The 16,260-nt window shown below is 39.4% G+C and carries 15 protein-coding genes; 14 read left to right on the top strand and 1 reads right to left on the bottom strand.

The annotated features are described in order from the left end of the window. Window positions 1–203: 203 nt before the first annotated feature. Both rpoE and RZN25_09385 read left to right on the top strand, forming a co-directional pair. Window positions 204–812, top strand: a complete 609-nt coding sequence (rpoE, locus tag RZN25_09390) for a DNA-directed RNA polymerase subunit delta (protein ID MEQ6377031.1) — start codon at window positions 204–206, stop codon at window positions 810–812. A 208-nt stretch (window positions 813–1,020) separates the two neighbouring features. Next, window positions 1,021–2,619, top strand: coding sequence for a CTP synthase (locus RZN25_09385; GenBank protein ID MEQ6377030.1), 1,599 nt, complete (start codon window positions 1,021–1,023; stop codon window positions 2,617–2,619). A gap of 512 nt (window positions 2,620–3,131) precedes the next feature. Here the strand turns inward: RZN25_09385 and RZN25_09380 are convergent. Continuing rightward, window positions 3,132–3,656 carry a DUF2529 family protein gene (locus tag RZN25_09380; protein ID MEQ6377029.1) on the bottom strand — a complete coding sequence of 175 codons (525 nt, stop codon included), beginning with the start codon at window positions 3,654–3,656 and terminating at the stop codon, window positions 3,132–3,134. Between the two features lie 135 nt (window positions 3,657–3,791). Between RZN25_09380 and RZN25_09375 the strand changes: the two genes are divergently transcribed. From RZN25_09375 to RZN25_09320, 12 genes are all read left to right on the top strand, one after another. Next, window positions 3,792–4,160 (top strand): response regulator, encoded by a 369-nt coding sequence (locus RZN25_09375; protein MEQ6377028.1) that lies wholly within the window; start codon window positions 3,792–3,794, stop codon window positions 4,158–4,160. Between the two features lie 184 nt (window positions 4,161–4,344). Beyond that, complete coding sequence (gene fba, locus RZN25_09370; protein MEQ6377027.1) at window positions 4,345–5,208, top strand: class II fructose-1,6-bisphosphate aldolase; 864 nt, start codon at window positions 4,345–4,347, stop codon at window positions 5,206–5,208. Between the two features lie 236 nt (window positions 5,209–5,444). Beyond that, the gene (gene fsa, locus RZN25_09365) at window positions 5,445–6,089 is read left to right on the top strand and encodes a fructose-6-phosphate aldolase (protein MEQ6377026.1); all 645 of its coding nucleotides are present in this window, start codon (window positions 5,445–5,447) and stop codon (window positions 6,087–6,089) included. A 73-nt stretch (window positions 6,090–6,162) separates the two neighbouring features. Continuing rightward, entirely contained in the window at window positions 6,163–7,449 is a 1,287-nt protein-coding gene (locus RZN25_09360; GenBank protein MEQ6377025.1) for a UDP-N-acetylglucosamine 1-carboxyvinyltransferase, read from the top strand. Between the two features lie 82 nt (window positions 7,450–7,531). Continuing rightward, window positions 7,532–8,500, top strand: a complete 969-nt coding sequence (gene glpX, locus RZN25_09355; protein ID MEQ6377024.1) for a class II fructose-bisphosphatase — start codon at window positions 7,532–7,534, stop codon at window positions 8,498–8,500. Between the two features lie 282 nt (window positions 8,501–8,782). Continuing rightward, the gene (gene rho / locus RZN25_09350; GenBank protein ID MEQ6377023.1) at window positions 8,783–10,066 is read left to right on the top strand and encodes a transcription termination factor Rho; all 1,284 of its coding nucleotides are present in this window, start codon (window positions 8,783–8,785) and stop codon (window positions 10,064–10,066) included. Window positions 10,067–10,279: 213 nt separating this feature from the next. Beyond that, window positions 10,280–10,525 (top strand): type B 50S ribosomal protein L31, encoded by a 246-nt coding sequence (locus tag RZN25_09345; protein MEQ6377022.1) that lies wholly within the window; start codon window positions 10,280–10,282, stop codon window positions 10,523–10,525. A 201-nt stretch (window positions 10,526–10,726) separates the two neighbouring features. Continuing rightward, window positions 10,727–11,335 (top strand): thymidine kinase, encoded by a 609-nt coding sequence (locus RZN25_09340; GenBank protein ID MEQ6377021.1) that lies wholly within the window; start codon window positions 10,727–10,729, stop codon window positions 11,333–11,335. Between the two features lie 1,676 nt (window positions 11,336–13,011). Then, the gene (locus RZN25_09335; GenBank protein MEQ6377020.1) at window positions 13,012–13,569 is read left to right on the top strand and encodes a sigma-70 family RNA polymerase sigma factor; all 558 of its coding nucleotides are present in this window, start codon (window positions 13,012–13,014) and stop codon (window positions 13,567–13,569) included. Beyond that, window positions 13,562–15,058: a hypothetical protein gene (locus tag RZN25_09330; protein MEQ6377019.1), complete on the top strand. Its 1,497-nt coding sequence runs from the start codon at window positions 13,562–13,564 to the stop codon at window positions 15,056–15,058. The genes RZN25_09335 and RZN25_09330 overlap by 8 nt, the downstream gene beginning before the upstream one ends. 84 nt (window positions 15,059–15,142) lie before the next feature. Beyond that, a complete protein-coding gene (locus RZN25_09325) occupies window positions 15,143–15,526 on the top strand; it encodes a hypothetical protein (GenBank protein ID MEQ6377018.1) in 384 nt (127 codons plus the stop codon). Between the two features lie 159 nt (window positions 15,527–15,685). Next, window positions 15,686–16,237: a GNAT family N-acetyltransferase gene (locus tag RZN25_09320; GenBank protein MEQ6377017.1), complete on the top strand. Its 552-nt coding sequence runs from the start codon at window positions 15,686–15,688 to the stop codon at window positions 16,235–16,237. Window positions 16,238–16,260 lie beyond the last annotated feature (23 nt).

The following is a 16,260-nucleotide window of genomic DNA, read 5'->3' as shown; positions in this document are numbered from 1 at the left end:
TACGTCGATGATCGAGGGCGCTTGCGCTTTTCTTACTTACGTTGCAGTTTTTTATTAAAAGCATTAAAATAACCTCGATGCGTAATATTTTGTGAGAACATTTCCTAATCTCTAGCATAATACCTATTGATTTGTTTATAATGAAGGAACGTAGGAAAGTTTTGTTAGTAATAAATGTTTTCAGATAAAGGGAGTGCTGAGTCATGAGAATCAAAGATTATTCTAAAGAAGCAATTCAAGAAGCATCGATGATCGAACTAGCAATGGAAATATTAACAGAAGAAAATAAAGCAGTGAATTTCCACGATATTTTTAAAAAGGTTGCTGATTTAAAAGGGTTTTCAGATGAAGAAAAAGAGCGTGCCATTTCTAGATTGTACACTGATCTCAATATAGATGGTCGTTTCATGACTGTGGGCTCAAACATGTGGGGACTAAAAAGATGGTACCCCGTCGAACAGTCAGAGGAAGACTTCGCAATCCCGGTGAAGAAGAAGAAGAAAAAGAAAAAGACCAAGCGTGTGGAAGAAGATTTAGAAGATGATGTATTAGACGAAGAGGATATAGATGAGGAAGACCTTGATTTAGATGAGGAAGATCTAGATTTAGATGATTCCGATGATTCCGATGATGTGGAAGACGATGATTACGATTATGACCTTGGCTCTGACTCGGATTCTAATGATGAGGAAGAGGATCTCGACGAGGATGATGATGACGACCTTGATGATGATCTTGACGATGATGACGACCTTGATGATGATGATAACGATGAGGATTACACGGAAGATGAAGATGAGGAAGATGTATAATTAGCATCTTGACTTTCAATTTTCAAATGTGTAGAATTCTATTTGGGCTCTTGGAAAAGCGTCAGATAGGATACATATCCTTAAATGACGATTCGGACAGAAGCGCTCCCATAACCGGGAGCGCTTTTTTTATTTAGACCTTGCTCTCATAGATTTTTTATTATTGAAAAAAATAAAATAGATGCTAAAAGGAGAAAGGAAGCAGATTATGACTAAGTACATTTTTGTAACAGGTGGTGTAGTTTCCTCCTTAGGAAAGGGAATTACAGCAGCTTCACTTGGACGACTTCTAAAGAACCGAGGATTAAACGTAACGATTCAAAAATTTGATCCTTACATTAATGTAGATCCAGGAACCATGAGTCCATACCAACATGGAGAAGTTTTTGTTACTGATGATGGGGCTGAAACAGATCTTGATTTAGGCCATTATGAGCGTTTTATCGATATTAATTTAAATAAGTTCAGCAACGTCACTACAGGTAAGGTATATTCTTCTGTTATCAAAAAGGAGCGTCGTGGAGACTTTTTAGGTGGAACCGTTCAGGTTATTCCGCACATTACGAATGAAATTAAAGACCGAGTGCTTCGTGCTGGAAAAGAGACGAATGCTGATATCGTTATTACTGAAATCGGAGGAACTGTAGGGGATATTGAATCTTTACCATTCTTAGAAGCCATCCGACAAATTAAAAGTGATGTAGGTCGTGACCATGTAATGTACTTACATTGCACACTCGTTCCTTATATTCGAGCAGCGGGAGAACTTAAAACAAAGCCTACACAACATAGTGTAAAGGAACTTAGATCTCTTGGTATCCAGCCGGATGTAATTGTTCTTCGTACAGAAATGCCAATTAGCCAAGAAATGAAAGACAAGATTGCGCTGTTTTGTGATATTAATGAAAATGCTGTTATTGAAATGCGTGACGCTGAAACTCTTTATGAGGTTCCTTTGATGCTTCAAGCCCAAAATTTGGATCAGCTAACTTGTGATCATTTTAATTTGAAATGTGAACAAGCAGATATGGCTGAATGGAACCAGTTAGTAGAGCGTGTGAAAAATCTTCAAGATGAAGTAACCATTGCTCTTGTTGGTAAATATGTAGAACTGCAGGATGCTTATATTTCTGTTGTAGAATCACTTAAGCATGCTGGATTCCATTACAATTCAGAAATAAATATTCGCTGGATTAACTCAGAGCAAACAAACGGCGACAATATAGAGGAAATGTTACAAGGCGTACATGGGATTCTTGTACCTGGTGGATTTGGTGATCGTGGAATTGACGGAAAACTCAAAGCGATCCAATATGCTCGTGAACATAAAATCCCTTTCCTTGGTATTTGCTTAGGAATGCAATTAGCATCCATTGAATATGCAAGAAATGTACTTGGTTTAAAAGGAGCTCATTCCTCTGAGATTGATCCAAAAACGCCTTATCCAATTATTGATCTACTACCAGAACAAAAAGATATCTTTGATCTTGGTGGAACCCTTCGACTCGGTATCTATCCATGTAAATTGGTAAAAGATACAAAAGCTTCAGAAGCCTACTCAGATGAAGTTATTTATGAACGTCATCGCCATCGTTATGAATTCAATAACGAATTTCGTGCACAGATGGAGGAAAAAGGATTTATATTTTCAGGAACAAGCCCAGATGGTCGGTTAATTGAAATTATTGAATTGAAAGATCATCCTTGGTTTGTGGCTTCCCAGTTCCATCCTGAATTCAAGTCGCGTCCAACTAGACCACAGCCACTTTTCCGTGACTTTGTTGGAGCATCTATCAAAAATAAATAAGAAGAAAAGCATAAGCGCCGGCTCACGTCGATAGGGCCTGAAGCTAGACATTAGAAAAAGGCAGCCGCGTCATAAGGGACGCGAGCTGCCTTTTGGATTTTTAGAGTTGATGTTGGAGAATTTACTCCTGCTTTTGAGTGTGACAATCTCGCTATTTTCGTGATGCACAATTATCTTACGTGATAAAAACATGAATTAAGTACCGGTTAATAAAACTTATGTGCTAAAAGGCCGGTTTTAAGTGACGCTTTTTCTAAGGATAGTGCCGTAGGAGTCGTATATGTGCCAGTTTCCCCTTGTTCCGGATTTGCGTGAAACTGTTCCCATTTCTATGGGATGATTTTATTGGGTTATGTGACAGTTTTTCATGGAACGCAGAGTTTCAGTGCTAAATCCCACTGATTAGTGACACGATCAGAGGTTGCAGGCCCGCGTATCCAAGCCAACAAATCAAGTTTAAATTCACATTTCAAGCCCTCCATTAAAACCTAAGTATCACCGTCAAACGAGACTCACTCATCTTCCTCATGATCGGCTAATATTTCTCTCGTAGTTAACACAAGTCCGTAATACGCATAAAGCATTGTCATAACAGAAGGGAAACAAGCGCGGCTGTTTTCTAATGGAAGTAGTGGCTCAGTAATCTTTGTATTAATATGAATATCAGCTACTTGCTTAAGCGAATGCTCGTCATTTCTGATGGCGCTAAGGCTAATCACCTGAGCTTCAGATTCTTGTATGTTTTTAGCAAGGGACATCGCGTCTTTATGGTCCGCAAAACGAGTAGCTATAACTACCCGATCCATAGGGTGAAGTTCTATATCAGATTGAAAAATTTTTGAGGATGGCAACGTTTCAGCTCCATGTACAACCTCATCAATAAGGGCGTGCATCTCACCAAATCCAAACCAATAAAGGGTCCCTTGTCCTATTATTGCTTGCGAAAGTGATCGAGCAGCATCTTCGATATGATATTGCTCCGTTTCCATAATCTCCAAAAACTTTCCAGTGATTTGTGTACTCAACATTTTTAGCATATGAAGCCTCCCTTTTTCTGTTATACTAAAGTATAATTAGTTCTTGACGATATTAAAAGTAGTATAAAGGATACCCTGAAAAAAAGCATCACAAACCATACATATATGCACAAAAAGGATTTAGGGGGGATTTCTATGGTACCTCACGTTTTAATAGTAGACGATCAACCAGGAATATGTTTGCTGCTTGAGGAGATATTAAAACAAGAGGAAATAAAAGTATCAATAGCTACTGACGGACGTAAAGCTCTTGATATGACTAACAAAAATCAATATGATGTCATCTTATTGGACTACCATTTACCACTTTATAATGGCAAGCAGGTGATCAAAGAATTAGAAAAAAAAGATTACAAAACTTCCATAATTGTCATGTCAGGTACTAGCAGAGAAAACGTGGAAGTCCTTTCACAAAATCCCCTAGTAAAAAAGATAATTTCTAAGCCTTTTGATATTCAAGAATTAAGAAATTTTGTCCTTTCTATTTTACCAAAATCATCCTAAAAAGTGGACAAAATGAAAAAAATTTAGAAGTAAGCGTTATCTTAATAGACCCTATGTTGCACAAGCTTTCACTAGTTGGTATTCTAATACTGAAACAAAAAAGATCTTTTCGATTAGAAGTATCATACTTTCTTATCCAACTTCCAGTTTTATAAATGGGAACTTTTAAAGGAGGAACTACGCAATGCCATTAGTATCAATGAAAGAAATGTTAGAAAAAGCAAAAGAGGAACGCTATGCTGTCGGGCAGTTTAACATTAATAATTTAGAGTTCACTCAAGCTATTTTACAAGCGGCCCAAGAAGAGAATTCTCCCGTTATTCTAGGTGTTTCTGAAGGTGCAGCCCGTTATATGGGTGGTTTTAAGCTTATTGTCGGTATAGTGAAAGATTTAATGGAGGAGTATAAAGTTACAGTTCCTGTAGCTATTCACCTTGACCACGGTTCAAGCTTTGAAAAATGCGCGGAAGCTATTCAAGCAGGATTCACATCCGTTATGATTGACGGATCGCATTTCCCTCTAGAAGAGAATATTGCACTTACGAAAAAGGTTGTTGAACTTGCTCATATTCACGGTGTTTCAGTGGAAGCTGAACTAGGCCGTATTGGTGGTCAAGAGGATGACCTTATTGTTGAAGATGCATCTGCAGCTTATGCGATTCCAGCAGAATGTAAACAACTTGTAGATGAAACAAACGTAGACGTATTTGCTCCTGCACTTGGATCTGTTCATGGACCATACAAAGGCGAGCCAAACCTTGGATTCAAGCAAATGGAAGAAATTATGAATTTGGTTAATAAGCCACTTGTTCTTCATGGAGGAACAGGAATTCCAACAAAAGACATTCAAAAAGCTATATCTTTTGGTACGGCTAAAATTAATGTAAATACAGAAAATCAAATTTCATCAGCTAAAAAGGTTCGTGAAGTCTTAGCTGAAAATCCAGATCTTTATGATCCGCGTAAATATCTTGGACCAGCTCGCGAAGCTATCAAGCAAACTGTTATTGGCAAAATTCGCGAATTTGGTTCTTCTAATAAAGCTTAAGCTCCCTTTTGAAGCCGCCTGAAAGTGGGCGGTTTCCTTTTGATTACGCTTATCCAAAAGAAAAGTACAAGCTCCTTGGATCCTATTGATGTAAGGCGGTGGACCGAATCGAAAAAAAGATCGTCGGCTAAAACCGTCGCCCGTGTTGGGACTGCGGTTACTTAATTTGGATAAATATTCGAAGGTGAACTTTGGAGGAAGCTAGAAAAGATTAAATTTAAGGAGGAAAAAAACTCGTGAAATTTTTTATCGACACTGCCAATATTGAAGAAATTAAGGAAGCAAATGCCCTAGGCGTACTAGCTGGAGTAACTACTAATCCTAGTCTAGTAGCGAAGGAAGGGGTTTCTTTTCATGATCGTTTGAAAGAAATTACACAAGAAGTAACAGAAGGCTCTGTTAGTGCAGAAGTTATTGCTCTTGATGCAGAAGGCATGCTTAAAGAGGCAGAAGAACTTGCAGCTATTGCCCCTAATATAACGATAAAAGTGCCAATGACCCTTGAAGGTCTTAAAGCTGTAAAAGCTTTATCTGATAAAAACATTAAAACGAATGTAACCCTTATTTTCTCAGCAAACCAAGCGTTACTTGCCGCACGAGCAGGGGCTACCTACGTATCTCCATTTTTAGGTCGTTTGGACGACATTGGTCATAATGGGATGGATTTAATTCGTCAAATAGCAGAAATTTTTGATATTCATGGAATTGCTTCTGAGATTATTGCAGCATCTATTCGCCATCCAGTTCATGTAACAGAAGCAGCTTTAAATGGGGCTCATATTGCAACAATTCCGTTTAAAGTCCTAGAACAATTGGTAAAACACCCTCTTACAGACCAAGGAATTGAGAAATTTCTAGCAGATTGGAATAATCAAAAATAGGAATAATTGGAATGAATAATTCTTTTTTGCACATGCTAATCTAAAGGTCTGTATTTTAGGAAGGGAGTCCAAGATGGAAAAACTGCTCGTTGAAGGAGGTAAGCCTTTGCGAGGCAAGGTGAGAATTAGTGGAGCAAAGAATAGTGCAGTGGCTTTACTGCCTGCAGCTATTTTAGCTGATTCCCCTGTCATAATTGAAGGATTACCTGCAATATCAGACGTTGACATTTTAAGTGAATTACTAGAAGAGATTGGTGGAAAAGTGCATAAAGATGGTCAAACGATACATATTGATCCATCAGCTATGATTTCCATGCCGCTACCAAATGGAAGAGTCAAAAAGCTACGTGCTTCTTATTATTTTATGGGAGCCATGCTTGGTAGGTTTAAAAAAGCTGTCATAGGATTACCTGGTGGATGCCATTTAGGACCAAGGCCTATAGACCAGCATATTAAAGGATTTGAAGCTCTTGGTGCCAAAGTAACGAATGAACAAGGCGCTGTTTATTTGCGTGCGGAAGAGTTAAAGGGTGCCCGTATTTATTTAGATGTAGTTAGTGTTGGTGCAACGATTAACATTATGTTAGCCGCTGTTCGTGCCAAAGGGAAAACCATTATTGAGAATGCTGCGAAAGAGCCGGAGATCATCGATGTGGCTACTCTCTTAACTAGCATGGGTGCAAAAATTAAAGGAGCTGGTACGGATGTGATCCGTATTGAAGGCGTTGATCGTCTTCATGGCTGTCAGCATACTATTATTCCTGATCGTATTGAAGCAGGTACGTACACAATCATTGCAGCGGCTATGGGGGAAGAGGTTATGATTGACAATGTTATTCCTCAGCATCTTGAATCCTTAATAGCTAAGCTGCGAGAAGCTGGAGTGGATATTGAGGATCAGGACGATCAATTGATTGTTCGCAAGATTGCTCCAATGAAAAGTGTAGATATTAAAACACTGGTCTATCCAGGTTTTCCAACGGACCTACAACAGCCTATTACGGCCCTCTTAACACAAGCTCATGGAACTGGAGTAGTTACGGATACGATTTACCAGGCTCGTCTGAAGCATATCGATGAGCTTAGACGCATGAATGCTCAGATCAAAGTGGAGGGTGGTTCTGCTATTATTTCAGGACCAGTGAAACTAGAAGGAGCAAAAGTAAAGGCCAGTGACCTGCGTGCGGGTGCAGCTCTTATAGTCGCCGGATTGATGGCGCAAGGAATTACTGAAATTACGGGGCTTGACCATATTGACCGTGGGTATGAGTGCATTGTAGAAAAGTTAACGAATTTGGGGGCTGTTATTTGGAGAGAGAAAATGACACCAGAGGAAATTGAACAATTTCAAAACTCTTAAATTGTGCTATGATAACAATATAGATTTATCTTCTTGACACGGAGATGGGGAAGTCAAATGGATTATTTGAGGAGGAATGACCGTGGAAAGAAGTTTAACGATGGAGCTAGTTCGAGTAACCGAAGCAGCAGCCCTTGCTTCAGCACGTTGGATGGGGAGAGGAAAGAAAAATGAGGCAGATGATGCCGCAACCTCCGCCATGAGAGACGTGTTTGACACAGTTCCAATGAAGGGTACTGTAGTTATTGGTGAGGGAGAAATGGATGAAGCGCCCATGCTTTATATTGGGGAAAAGCTTGGGAATGGCTATGGTCCTCGAGTTGATGTGGCGGTAGATCCACTAGAAGGAACAAATATTGTTGCACAAGGAACATGGAATGCGTTAGCCGTTCTTGCCGTTGCAGATCATGGTAAACTACTACATGCGCCGGATATGTATATGGAGAAAATCGCAGTAGGACCAGAGGCAGTAGGTAAAATAGACATTAATGCATCTGTGTTAGAAAATCTTCAAGCAGTAGCCAAGGCTAAGAACAAAGATGTGGAAGACCTAGTAGCTGTTGTTTTAAATCGCAAACGTCATGAAAAACTGATTCAGGACATTCGTGATGCAGGAGCAAGAATTAAGCTCCTTTCAGACGGAGATGTAGCAGCCGCAATCAACACGGCCTTTGACCATACAGGAGTAGATATCTTGTTTGGAATTGGAGGAGCTCCAGAGGGAGTTTTAGCTGCTGTAGCATTGAAATGCCTAGGGGGAGAAATCCAAGGAAAACTACTTCCATCCAATGAAGAAGAACGACTCCGTTGTTTAGAAATGGGAATCACCGATGTGAACAAAGTTCTATACATGGACGATTTTTGTGGAGGAGATGACTGTATCTTTGCCGCAACAGGCGTAACAGATGGTGAGCTTCTAAGAGGTGTTCAATTCAAGGCAACTAGGGGAACTACACAGTCAGTGGTTATGAGAGCGAAATCAGGTACCGTTCGATTTATCGATGGAAACCATAGTTTGAAGAAGAAACCAAACCTCGTGATTCGGCCGTAACTATGTAAAGTCGAAGAACTAACTGTCACCATCACGAAAAGTAACATAAAGAGAGGTCTACCGCTTTAGACCTCTCTCCTAATGAGTAGACCGCAAAACTATCCTCTGTTTCTCTTTCTTATGGTATACTTTTCAGGTTGTTCGGGTAAAATGGAGGTTGTTATAAACCTCGCCTCGTGGATTATTCTACATTTGTATTTTCTACTTGATTTTTACTTCATCTGATTCTAATTCTCAACAAAGAACTAGACTAAAAATTTCATAGAGAGTGGTGTAAGTTACATGGCTTTATCGATTTCGCAGTTAGAAACAATGAACTTAAAGGAGTTGTATACTCTGGCGCGAGAATACAGAGTCTCCTACTATGCAAAGTTAACCAAACGCGAACTTATTTTTTCTATTCTAAAGGCTGAGGCTGAGAAAGATGGATTTTTATTTATGGATGGAATTTTAGAGATTATTTCATCGGAAGGTTTTGGATTTTTACGACCGATCAATTATGCTCCAAGCTCGGAGGATATTTATATTTCGGCTTCTCAAATCCGGCGTTTTGATTTAAGAAATGGGGATAAGGTGTCTGGTAAGGTTCGTCCTCCTAAAGAAAATGAAAGGTACTATGGCCTGCTTCATGTGGATGCTGTGAATGGAGAGGATCCTGAAGTTGCCAAAGAGCGTGTTCACTTTCCTGCATTAACTCCTCTTTATCCGGACCGTAGAATTAAACTAGAAACCGAGTCAAAGAAAATCTCTACTAGAATTATGGATATAATGTCTCCTGTTGGATTTGGTCAACGTGGATTGATCGTAGCTCCTCCAAAGGCTGGAAAAACGATGCTTCTAAAAGAAATCGCTCATAGTATTTCTGTGAACCACCCTGATGCTAAATTAATTATTCTTTTAGTAGATGAACGTCCTGAAGAGGTAACCGATATCGAGCGTTCCGTTCATGATGGAGTGGACGTGGTCAGCTCGACCTTTGATGAGGTTCCAGAAAATCATATAAAAGTATCTGAACTTGTTCTGGAACGTGCCATGCGCTTGGTAGAACACAAGCGTGACGTCGTTATCTTAATGGATAGTATTACGAGGTTGGCGCGTGCGTATAATTTGGTTATCCCTCCAAGTGGCCGTACATTATCTGGGGGGATTGATCCAGCTGCCTTCCACCGTCCAAAACGCTTCTTTGGTGCTGCAAGAAATATTGAAGAAGGTGGAAGTCTAACAATTCTTGCAACAACCCTTGTTGAAACAGGATCACGTATGGATGATGTTATTTACGAGGAATTTAAGGGAACAGGTAATATGGAGCTCCACCTTGATCGTGCTCTTGCTGAACGTCGTATCTTCCCAGCAATTAACATTCTACGTTCTGGCACAAGAAAAGAAGAGCTGTTAATTTCAAAGGAACACCTAGATAAGATGTGGACGATCCGCAAAACAATGAATGACTCTCCTGACTTTACAGAGCGGTTCCTTCGTCGTTTGAAATTATCGGAAAACAATGAAGAATTCTTCCAAATGATGGATGAGGAAATGAAGGGAAAAACGAATAAACGTCGTGTATAGCCTGATATAGAAAGGATTTATATTTTCATCATGAAGGATTTTTGATAGACAACCAGCTTTCACCACTGAATCAACAATAAATGGTCTTGCAAAATCAAAATCACACTGTTATAATCTTTCTATGTGAGTTCAAATCGGCTAACATTGGCGAATGATAAAACTCTTACAAATACTCTGTTTCCTCAGGATTCAGGGCGAAAAGGAGTGGAAGACATGAGAGAAGGAATTCATCCAAACTACCGTAAAGTAGTATTCCTTGATACTAGTTCGGACTACAAATTCTTAAGCGGATCAACAAAGTATTCTGATGAAACTATTGAATGGGAAGATGGTAACACATACCCATTAATCCGCGTGGAGATTAGTTCAGCTTCACATCCGTTCTACACTGGTAAGCAAAAAGCTGACCAAGCTGGTGGCCGTGTAGATCGCTTTAAGAAAAAATACAACATGAAATAAACTTTGATAAGTTTATTTTTCTCAAAAAAACAGGCAAAATGTCTAACTTTGCCTGTTTTTTTACTCGTTTATGGGGACAATCCCTTTTCTATCATTGGAAATAATACTTTACTTTCTTTAATATAAACCTTTTGTGAATAGAGTTGAAAAGTTCATGGTACATAATAAATTGGACTTGAATCTAAGAGGGGAGAGAACACCATGTACGTCATGAAACAAAGTGGTTGGGTAGAAGTGATTTGTGGGAGTATGTTTTCTGGAAAATCAGAGGAGCTTATTCGTAGGGTACGCAGAGCAACTTATGGTAATTTATCCGTTAGGGTTTTCAAGCCTATAATAGATAATCGATATTCCAAAGACTCCATCGTTTCACATAACGGAACGTCTATCCTAGCTCGTCCCGTAGAAAAGGCAGCAGATATTCTTGATTATATTGATGAGACTGTGGATGTAGTCGGAATTGATGAAGTCCAATTTTTTGATAATGCGGTTGTTGACATTGCAGAGCAACTCGCAGACCAAGGTTACCGAGTTCTCGTAGCTGGTCTCGATACCGATTTTCGTGGAGAGCCATTTGGCCCAGTTCCCCGTTTAATGGCTCTTGCAGAATCAGTAACGAAGCTTCAAGCAATCTGTCCGGTATGCGGATCACCTGCTAGTCGTACGCAACGTCTAATAAATGGAGAACCAGCTTCTTATGACGATCCAATCATCCTAGTAGGTGCTTCTGAATCATACGAGCCTCGCTGTCGTCATCACCATGAGGTGCCAAACAAGCCCAGGCTAGTCGTGTTTGCAGAAAGAGAATAGTTTTTATTTGAATGATGTTTATGGAACCCCGGCGCTCATGCGTTTGGGGTTTTTTTGATTGAGTTTGAGATTTGAGTTTTGAGTTTTTGAGTTTTGAGTTTTGAGTGGGAGCAGGGAGTAAAAGTGAATAAAAGGCTGTTTATAATTGAGTTTTGAGTGGGAGCAGGGAGTAAAAGTGAATAAAAGGCTGTTTATAATTGAGTTTTGAGTGGGAGCGGGGAGTAAAAGTGAATAAAAAGCTGTTTATAATGGAGTTTTGAGCGGGATCAGGGAGTAAAAGTGAATAAAAAGCTGTTTATAATGGAGTTTTGAGCGGGAGCAAGGAGTAAAAGTGAATAAAAAGCTGCTTATAATTGAGTTTTGAGTGGGAGCAGGGGGTAAAAGTGAATAAAAGGCTGTTTATAATAGAGTTTTGGGTGGGAGCGGGGAGTAAAAGTGAATAAAAAGCTGTTTATAATTGAGTTTTGGGTAGGAGCGGGGAGTAAAAGTGAATAAAAAGCTGTTTATAATTGAGATTTGGGTGGGAGCGGGGAGTAAAAGTGAATAAAAAGCTGTTTATAATTGAGATTTGGGTAGGAGCGGGGAGTAAAAGTGAATAAAAAGCTGTTTATAATTGAGATTTGGGTGGGATCAGGGAGTAAAAGTGAATAAAAAGCTGCTTATAATTGAGTTTTGAGTGGGAGCAGGGGGTAAAAGTGAATAAAAGGCTGTTTATAATAGAGTTTTGGGTGGGAGCGGGGAGTAAAAGTGAATAAAAAGCCGTTTATAATTGAGTTTTGAGCGGGATCAGGGGGTAAAAGTGAATAAAAAGCCGTTTATAATTGAGTTTTGAGTGGGAGCAGGGTGCAAAAGTGAATAAAAAGCTGTTTATAATTGAGTTTTGGGTTGGATCAAGGGGTAAAAGTGAATAAAAGCCGTTTATAATGGAGTTTTGGGTTGGATCAAGGAGTAAAAGTGAATAAAAAGCTGTTTATAATTGAGATTTGGGTTGGATCAAGGAGTAAAAGTGAATAAAAAGCTGTTTATAATTGAGTTTTGAGTGGGATCAGGAAGTAAAAGTGAATAAAAAGCTGTTTATAATTGAGTTTTGAGCGGGATCGGGGAGTAAAAGTGAATAAAAAGCTGCTTATAATAGAGTTTTGGGTGGGATCAGGGAGTAAAAGTGAATAAAAGACTGTTTATAATTGAGTTTTGGGTGGGATCAGGGAGTAAAAGTGAATAAAAAGCTGTTTAACTTAGCATAAGATGGAGAATTTGCGCCAATAGACACTGACTTAAGCATAGATCAAAGAAACTGAGCATACCTCAGGAAAAGCTGCGCATTAAATGCTGAATTTTGAGCATAGGCCCCATAAAAGCTGCGCAAAAACAAAATATTTCGCGCATAGGAGTCAGAACTTGAGCATATACCATTCTATTCGAGCATTAATCTCGCAAAACGCAGTGCATCCCGCAAAACGCAGTGCATCCCGCAAAACGCAGTGCATCCGCCAAAACATAGCCATAAACGTTTCTCCTAACATAGTCCTCTTTTAAATCACATCATTCTAAAACTCCACCTCCCATACTTTCTCAACTTAATGTACAATATATTTTGAAACGGAATGTAGGCGAGCCTCGTCAATGACGATGAACGCGTTCAAAGATTTAACTAAGCAAGGAATAGGGGTAATTGGATGAACCGGGCAGAGAGAGGCATTGAGTGGATCCAAGAACAAGAGCCAGATGATATTTTAGAAGTTATTATGAATGAATATGGTCCTGATTTAATGAAGCTTGCCTATACCTATGTACATGATTGGGCAAAAGCAGAGGACTTGGTTCAGGACGTTTTTATAACAAGTTATGAGAAACTAACTTCTTTTCGTGGAGAATCATCTCTAAAAACCTGGCTCCATCGTGTGACCATTAATAAATGTAAGGACTCTTTAAAATCCTGGTCTTTTCGAAATATACGGTCCGGTTTTGATGAATACTACCAATCCACAAGGAGTACAACCCCGACTCCTGAACAGGATTTGATAAAAAAGGATGAAGATTCATTTTTAGCAGATTGTATCATGAAACTTCCAATGAAATATCGGGAAGTCATTTTACTATATTATTATTCCGAGTTGGATACAGAGGAAATTGCCGCGGCCTTAAAGGTCAATTCCAAGACGATTCGGACTCGAATGCGCCGAGCGAGAAATCTTTTAAAGGATATGTATGAGGAGGCCGGCATCAATGGATGATCGATTAAAAAATTTACGGAAAGCCATGGACGAAACCGTGTTCAAGGATGGGGATTTCTCCGAAAAAAGTAGATCTGAAGTCCGTCGTAAAATTCGTGAGAAAAAGAAAAAAAGCTCATTTTTTATGATGAAGATGCCCGTTATAGTGACAGCATTCCTTTTTGTTTTCCTTCTTGGTGGGGCCTATACAATTTTCAATATTCAGCCCCATCAGATGGATACTGCAAATTATAATAGGGAATTAGGAGGTAGCAATAATTCTGAGAATGCTGCAAATATCCCTCTTAATGAAGAAAAAACCGAAAATGAAGAAGAAAACGAAAATAAAGAATATGATAATGTAGATGAAAGTTCTGACGAGAAAAATGCAATAGATCAAAATGATTCGGCAGAAAATGAGCAAGAACAAGATGAAAAAATTGATGTAGCAAAAATAGAGCCCAAGCTAGTAACAGCTCTACGGCTGACTAATGAGAATAATGGTTGGACCGGTGGGAAAGGATGGATTGCTAGGAGTGAAAATAAAGGAGCATCTTGGGATATTCAATGGAAAAATCAGTCGGAGACAGTTAAACAAATTTTTGCTTTAAATAATGAGTTAGCTTGGGCGGTTCTTGACGATGAAAATACGAATGATGAACCAATGAAGCTATTAAGAACCACCGATGGGGGATCAAACTGGACCATTGTTGGTGAGGTTCCAGTAAGCAAAGACTTATTCACCGACTCTTCTTCTGCTGGGTTCCTTCACTTTAACTCTGACACAGAGGGATTTGCGGGTAACTTTATGACGCAGGATGGTGGGGTGTCTTGGGTGGAGCTACCGATTCCTGAAAACACAATTCATCATCCATATTTCCATGATCAAAACAATGGATGGGCAGTGACCTATGAGGAAGAGAATACAATCATTACTGTAAAAAGAACGGAAGATGGAGGAGCGAATTGGAAAATTATCATGGAGCGTGAGACTAAGGCTCCTCTTAGAAAAGTTGAAATTCGTTCTGCTGGAGTGGATGATGCTTGGATTCAGATGACCGGAGATGCTGGCATGTCACAAGTGGGTTATTCCTTATTTCACACTCAAGATAATGGGAAAGATCTCCGACCAGTTTTGGTGAATTCCACAGCCGGAGCGGGACCTGGTCCAGGTTTTACGATAGAGGAAGATGGTAGGGACTATCCAGCCATTGGTTCTGCTCCTGGTGATTTGTTTGTCCTTACTAAAGATGTTGCCTTTATGTCAGCAATTTGTGCCCCATGTGATAATCCAATTTCAATAGGGGGAACTACAGATGGTGGAGAAACATGGGCTATTAGCGAGGGAGAATTCATTGGGTATGCAAAACCAACTATCGGTTTTTCAGATGAACAAAACGGTTGGTGGATTCAAGGAGATGGAAAAGGGTCCTCGATTTTGTACATTACAAAAGATGGAGGCCAAAGCTGGGAACAAGGCTATCATTTTAATGAACTGTCGATAGAATAACCTTCCATTCATTTCATAAAAAAGTATGCAAGTTCCCTAAAATTTAGGAAAACCTAAACGTAAGAATCTGTGAGGAGGGATTTTATGCGTTTAGGTTTTTTGTTCCTATTTTCTCTATTTTTTATAATGGTTGGTTGTGGAACCGATATGGCTGATAACACGAATGAAAATCGTGCCGATGTCTTAAGGCTTTCCAATGAACAACCCCATCCAGGTGGTATTGCTACAGAACACCCAGCAGATATGCGGCACCTAGAAGGAGGCTTTCGAATCGACCGTGATCAAATCCAGGATGCTGCTGAAACGGTAGATGGCGTGGAAGTACAACGAGTGACTTTCTTAGGAACATCGGTTCAAGTAGTTATTCAAAATCAAGGAAACGAGAATGATGAGGAACTAGTCAAACGAGTCCAAAATGTTGTACAACGTGCTGTTCCGCGTTATCGCATCGATGTCTTAATGGATTAAGTGAATTTTAGTTGCAATTTGTTCGGCAAAAGTCATATGATGATATTATAAGAAACATCAATTCGGGTAGTGCAAGTCGCACTTCCCGAATTTTGTTTGAGGATAGGAAGTAAGAACTCTCCTATCTGTAGGACTTCTAAATAGATGGAGGGAATCCGAATGGCTGATATGGGGAGTTTGGATTTAGAGATGAAGTCAGGACGGCATTACCGTCTTCGTTCAGCAAAACCAAAAGATGCAGCTTCTATTCTTAAACATAGTCGGAAAGTGATGATGAACACGGATTTTTTACTTACAACTGCTGAGGAAATGAATTATGTTCCTTTGAAAAAAGAAAAAGAATGGATCAAGTCGATCCTCTATCATCCAAACAAGCTTGCGATTATTGCAGAAATCGATGAAGGAATCATTGGTTTCCTTGATTTTCACGGTGGCCATCAACTACGTACCGTTCACCAAGGGGAATTCGGGATGAGTGTTGATGAAAACTTTCGTGGCGAAGGAATCGGGCGCTCCCTTGTTTCCACAATGATTGATTGGGCAACTGCACATCCCATTTTAGAAAAAATCAATCTTGAAGTTTTCCATAACAATATACCTGCCATTCATTTATATAAAAGTATCGGTTTCGAGGAAGAAGGAAGGCGTAAGAAACAAGTCAAAATTGAGGACGAATATTTTGACCTTATTTCCATGGCGAAATTCCTTTAGTTTTTAAAAATAGATAAGGGGGA

This window comes from Bacillaceae bacterium S4-13-56, from assembly GCA_040191315.1.
In the GTDB taxonomy this organism is placed as follows: domain Bacteria; phylum Bacillota; class Bacilli; order Bacillales; family JAWJLM01; genus JAWJLM01.
This window is presented reverse-complemented; position numbering and strand designations above follow the sequence as displayed.

Bases quoted from the DNA above. Each gene is read 5' to 3' on its own strand.
- rpoE (MEQ6377031.1), top strand. From the start codon at position 204: ATGAGAATCAAAGATTATTCTAAAGAAGCAATTCAAGAAGCATCGATG.
- RZN25_09385 (MEQ6377030.1), top strand. From the start codon at position 1,021: ATGACTAAGTACATTTTTGTAACAGGTGGTGTAGTTTCCTCCTTAGGA.
- RZN25_09380 (MEQ6377029.1), bottom strand. From the start codon at position 3,656: ATGCTAAAAATGTTGAGTACACAAATCACTGGAAAGTTTTTGGAGATT.
- RZN25_09375 (MEQ6377028.1), top strand. From the start codon at position 3,792: ATGGTACCTCACGTTTTAATAGTAGACGATCAACCAGGAATATGTTTG.
- fba (MEQ6377027.1), top strand. From the start codon at position 4,345: ATGCCATTAGTATCAATGAAAGAAATGTTAGAAAAAGCAAAAGAGGAA.
- RZN25_09360 (MEQ6377025.1), top strand. From the start codon at position 6,163: ATGGAAAAACTGCTCGTTGAAGGAGGTAAGCCTTTGCGAGGCAAGGTG.
- rho (MEQ6377023.1), top strand. From the start codon at position 8,783: ATGGCTTTATCGATTTCGCAGTTAGAAACAATGAACTTAAAGGAGTTG.
- RZN25_09345 (MEQ6377022.1), top strand. From the start codon at position 10,280: ATGAGAGAAGGAATTCATCCAAACTACCGTAAAGTAGTATTCCTTGAT.
- RZN25_09340 (MEQ6377021.1), top strand. From the start codon at position 10,727: ATGTACGTCATGAAACAAAGTGGTTGGGTAGAAGTGATTTGTGGGAGT.
- RZN25_09335 (MEQ6377020.1), top strand. From the start codon at position 13,012: ATGAACCGGGCAGAGAGAGGCATTGAGTGGATCCAAGAACAAGAGCCA.
- RZN25_09330 (MEQ6377019.1), top strand. From the start codon at position 13,562: ATGGATGATCGATTAAAAAATTTACGGAAAGCCATGGACGAAACCGTG.
- RZN25_09325 (MEQ6377018.1), top strand. From the start codon at position 15,143: ATGCGTTTAGGTTTTTTGTTCCTATTTTCTCTATTTTTTATAATGGTT.
- RZN25_09320 (MEQ6377017.1), top strand. From the start codon at position 15,686: ATGGCTGATATGGGGAGTTTGGATTTAGAGATGAAGTCAGGACGGCAT.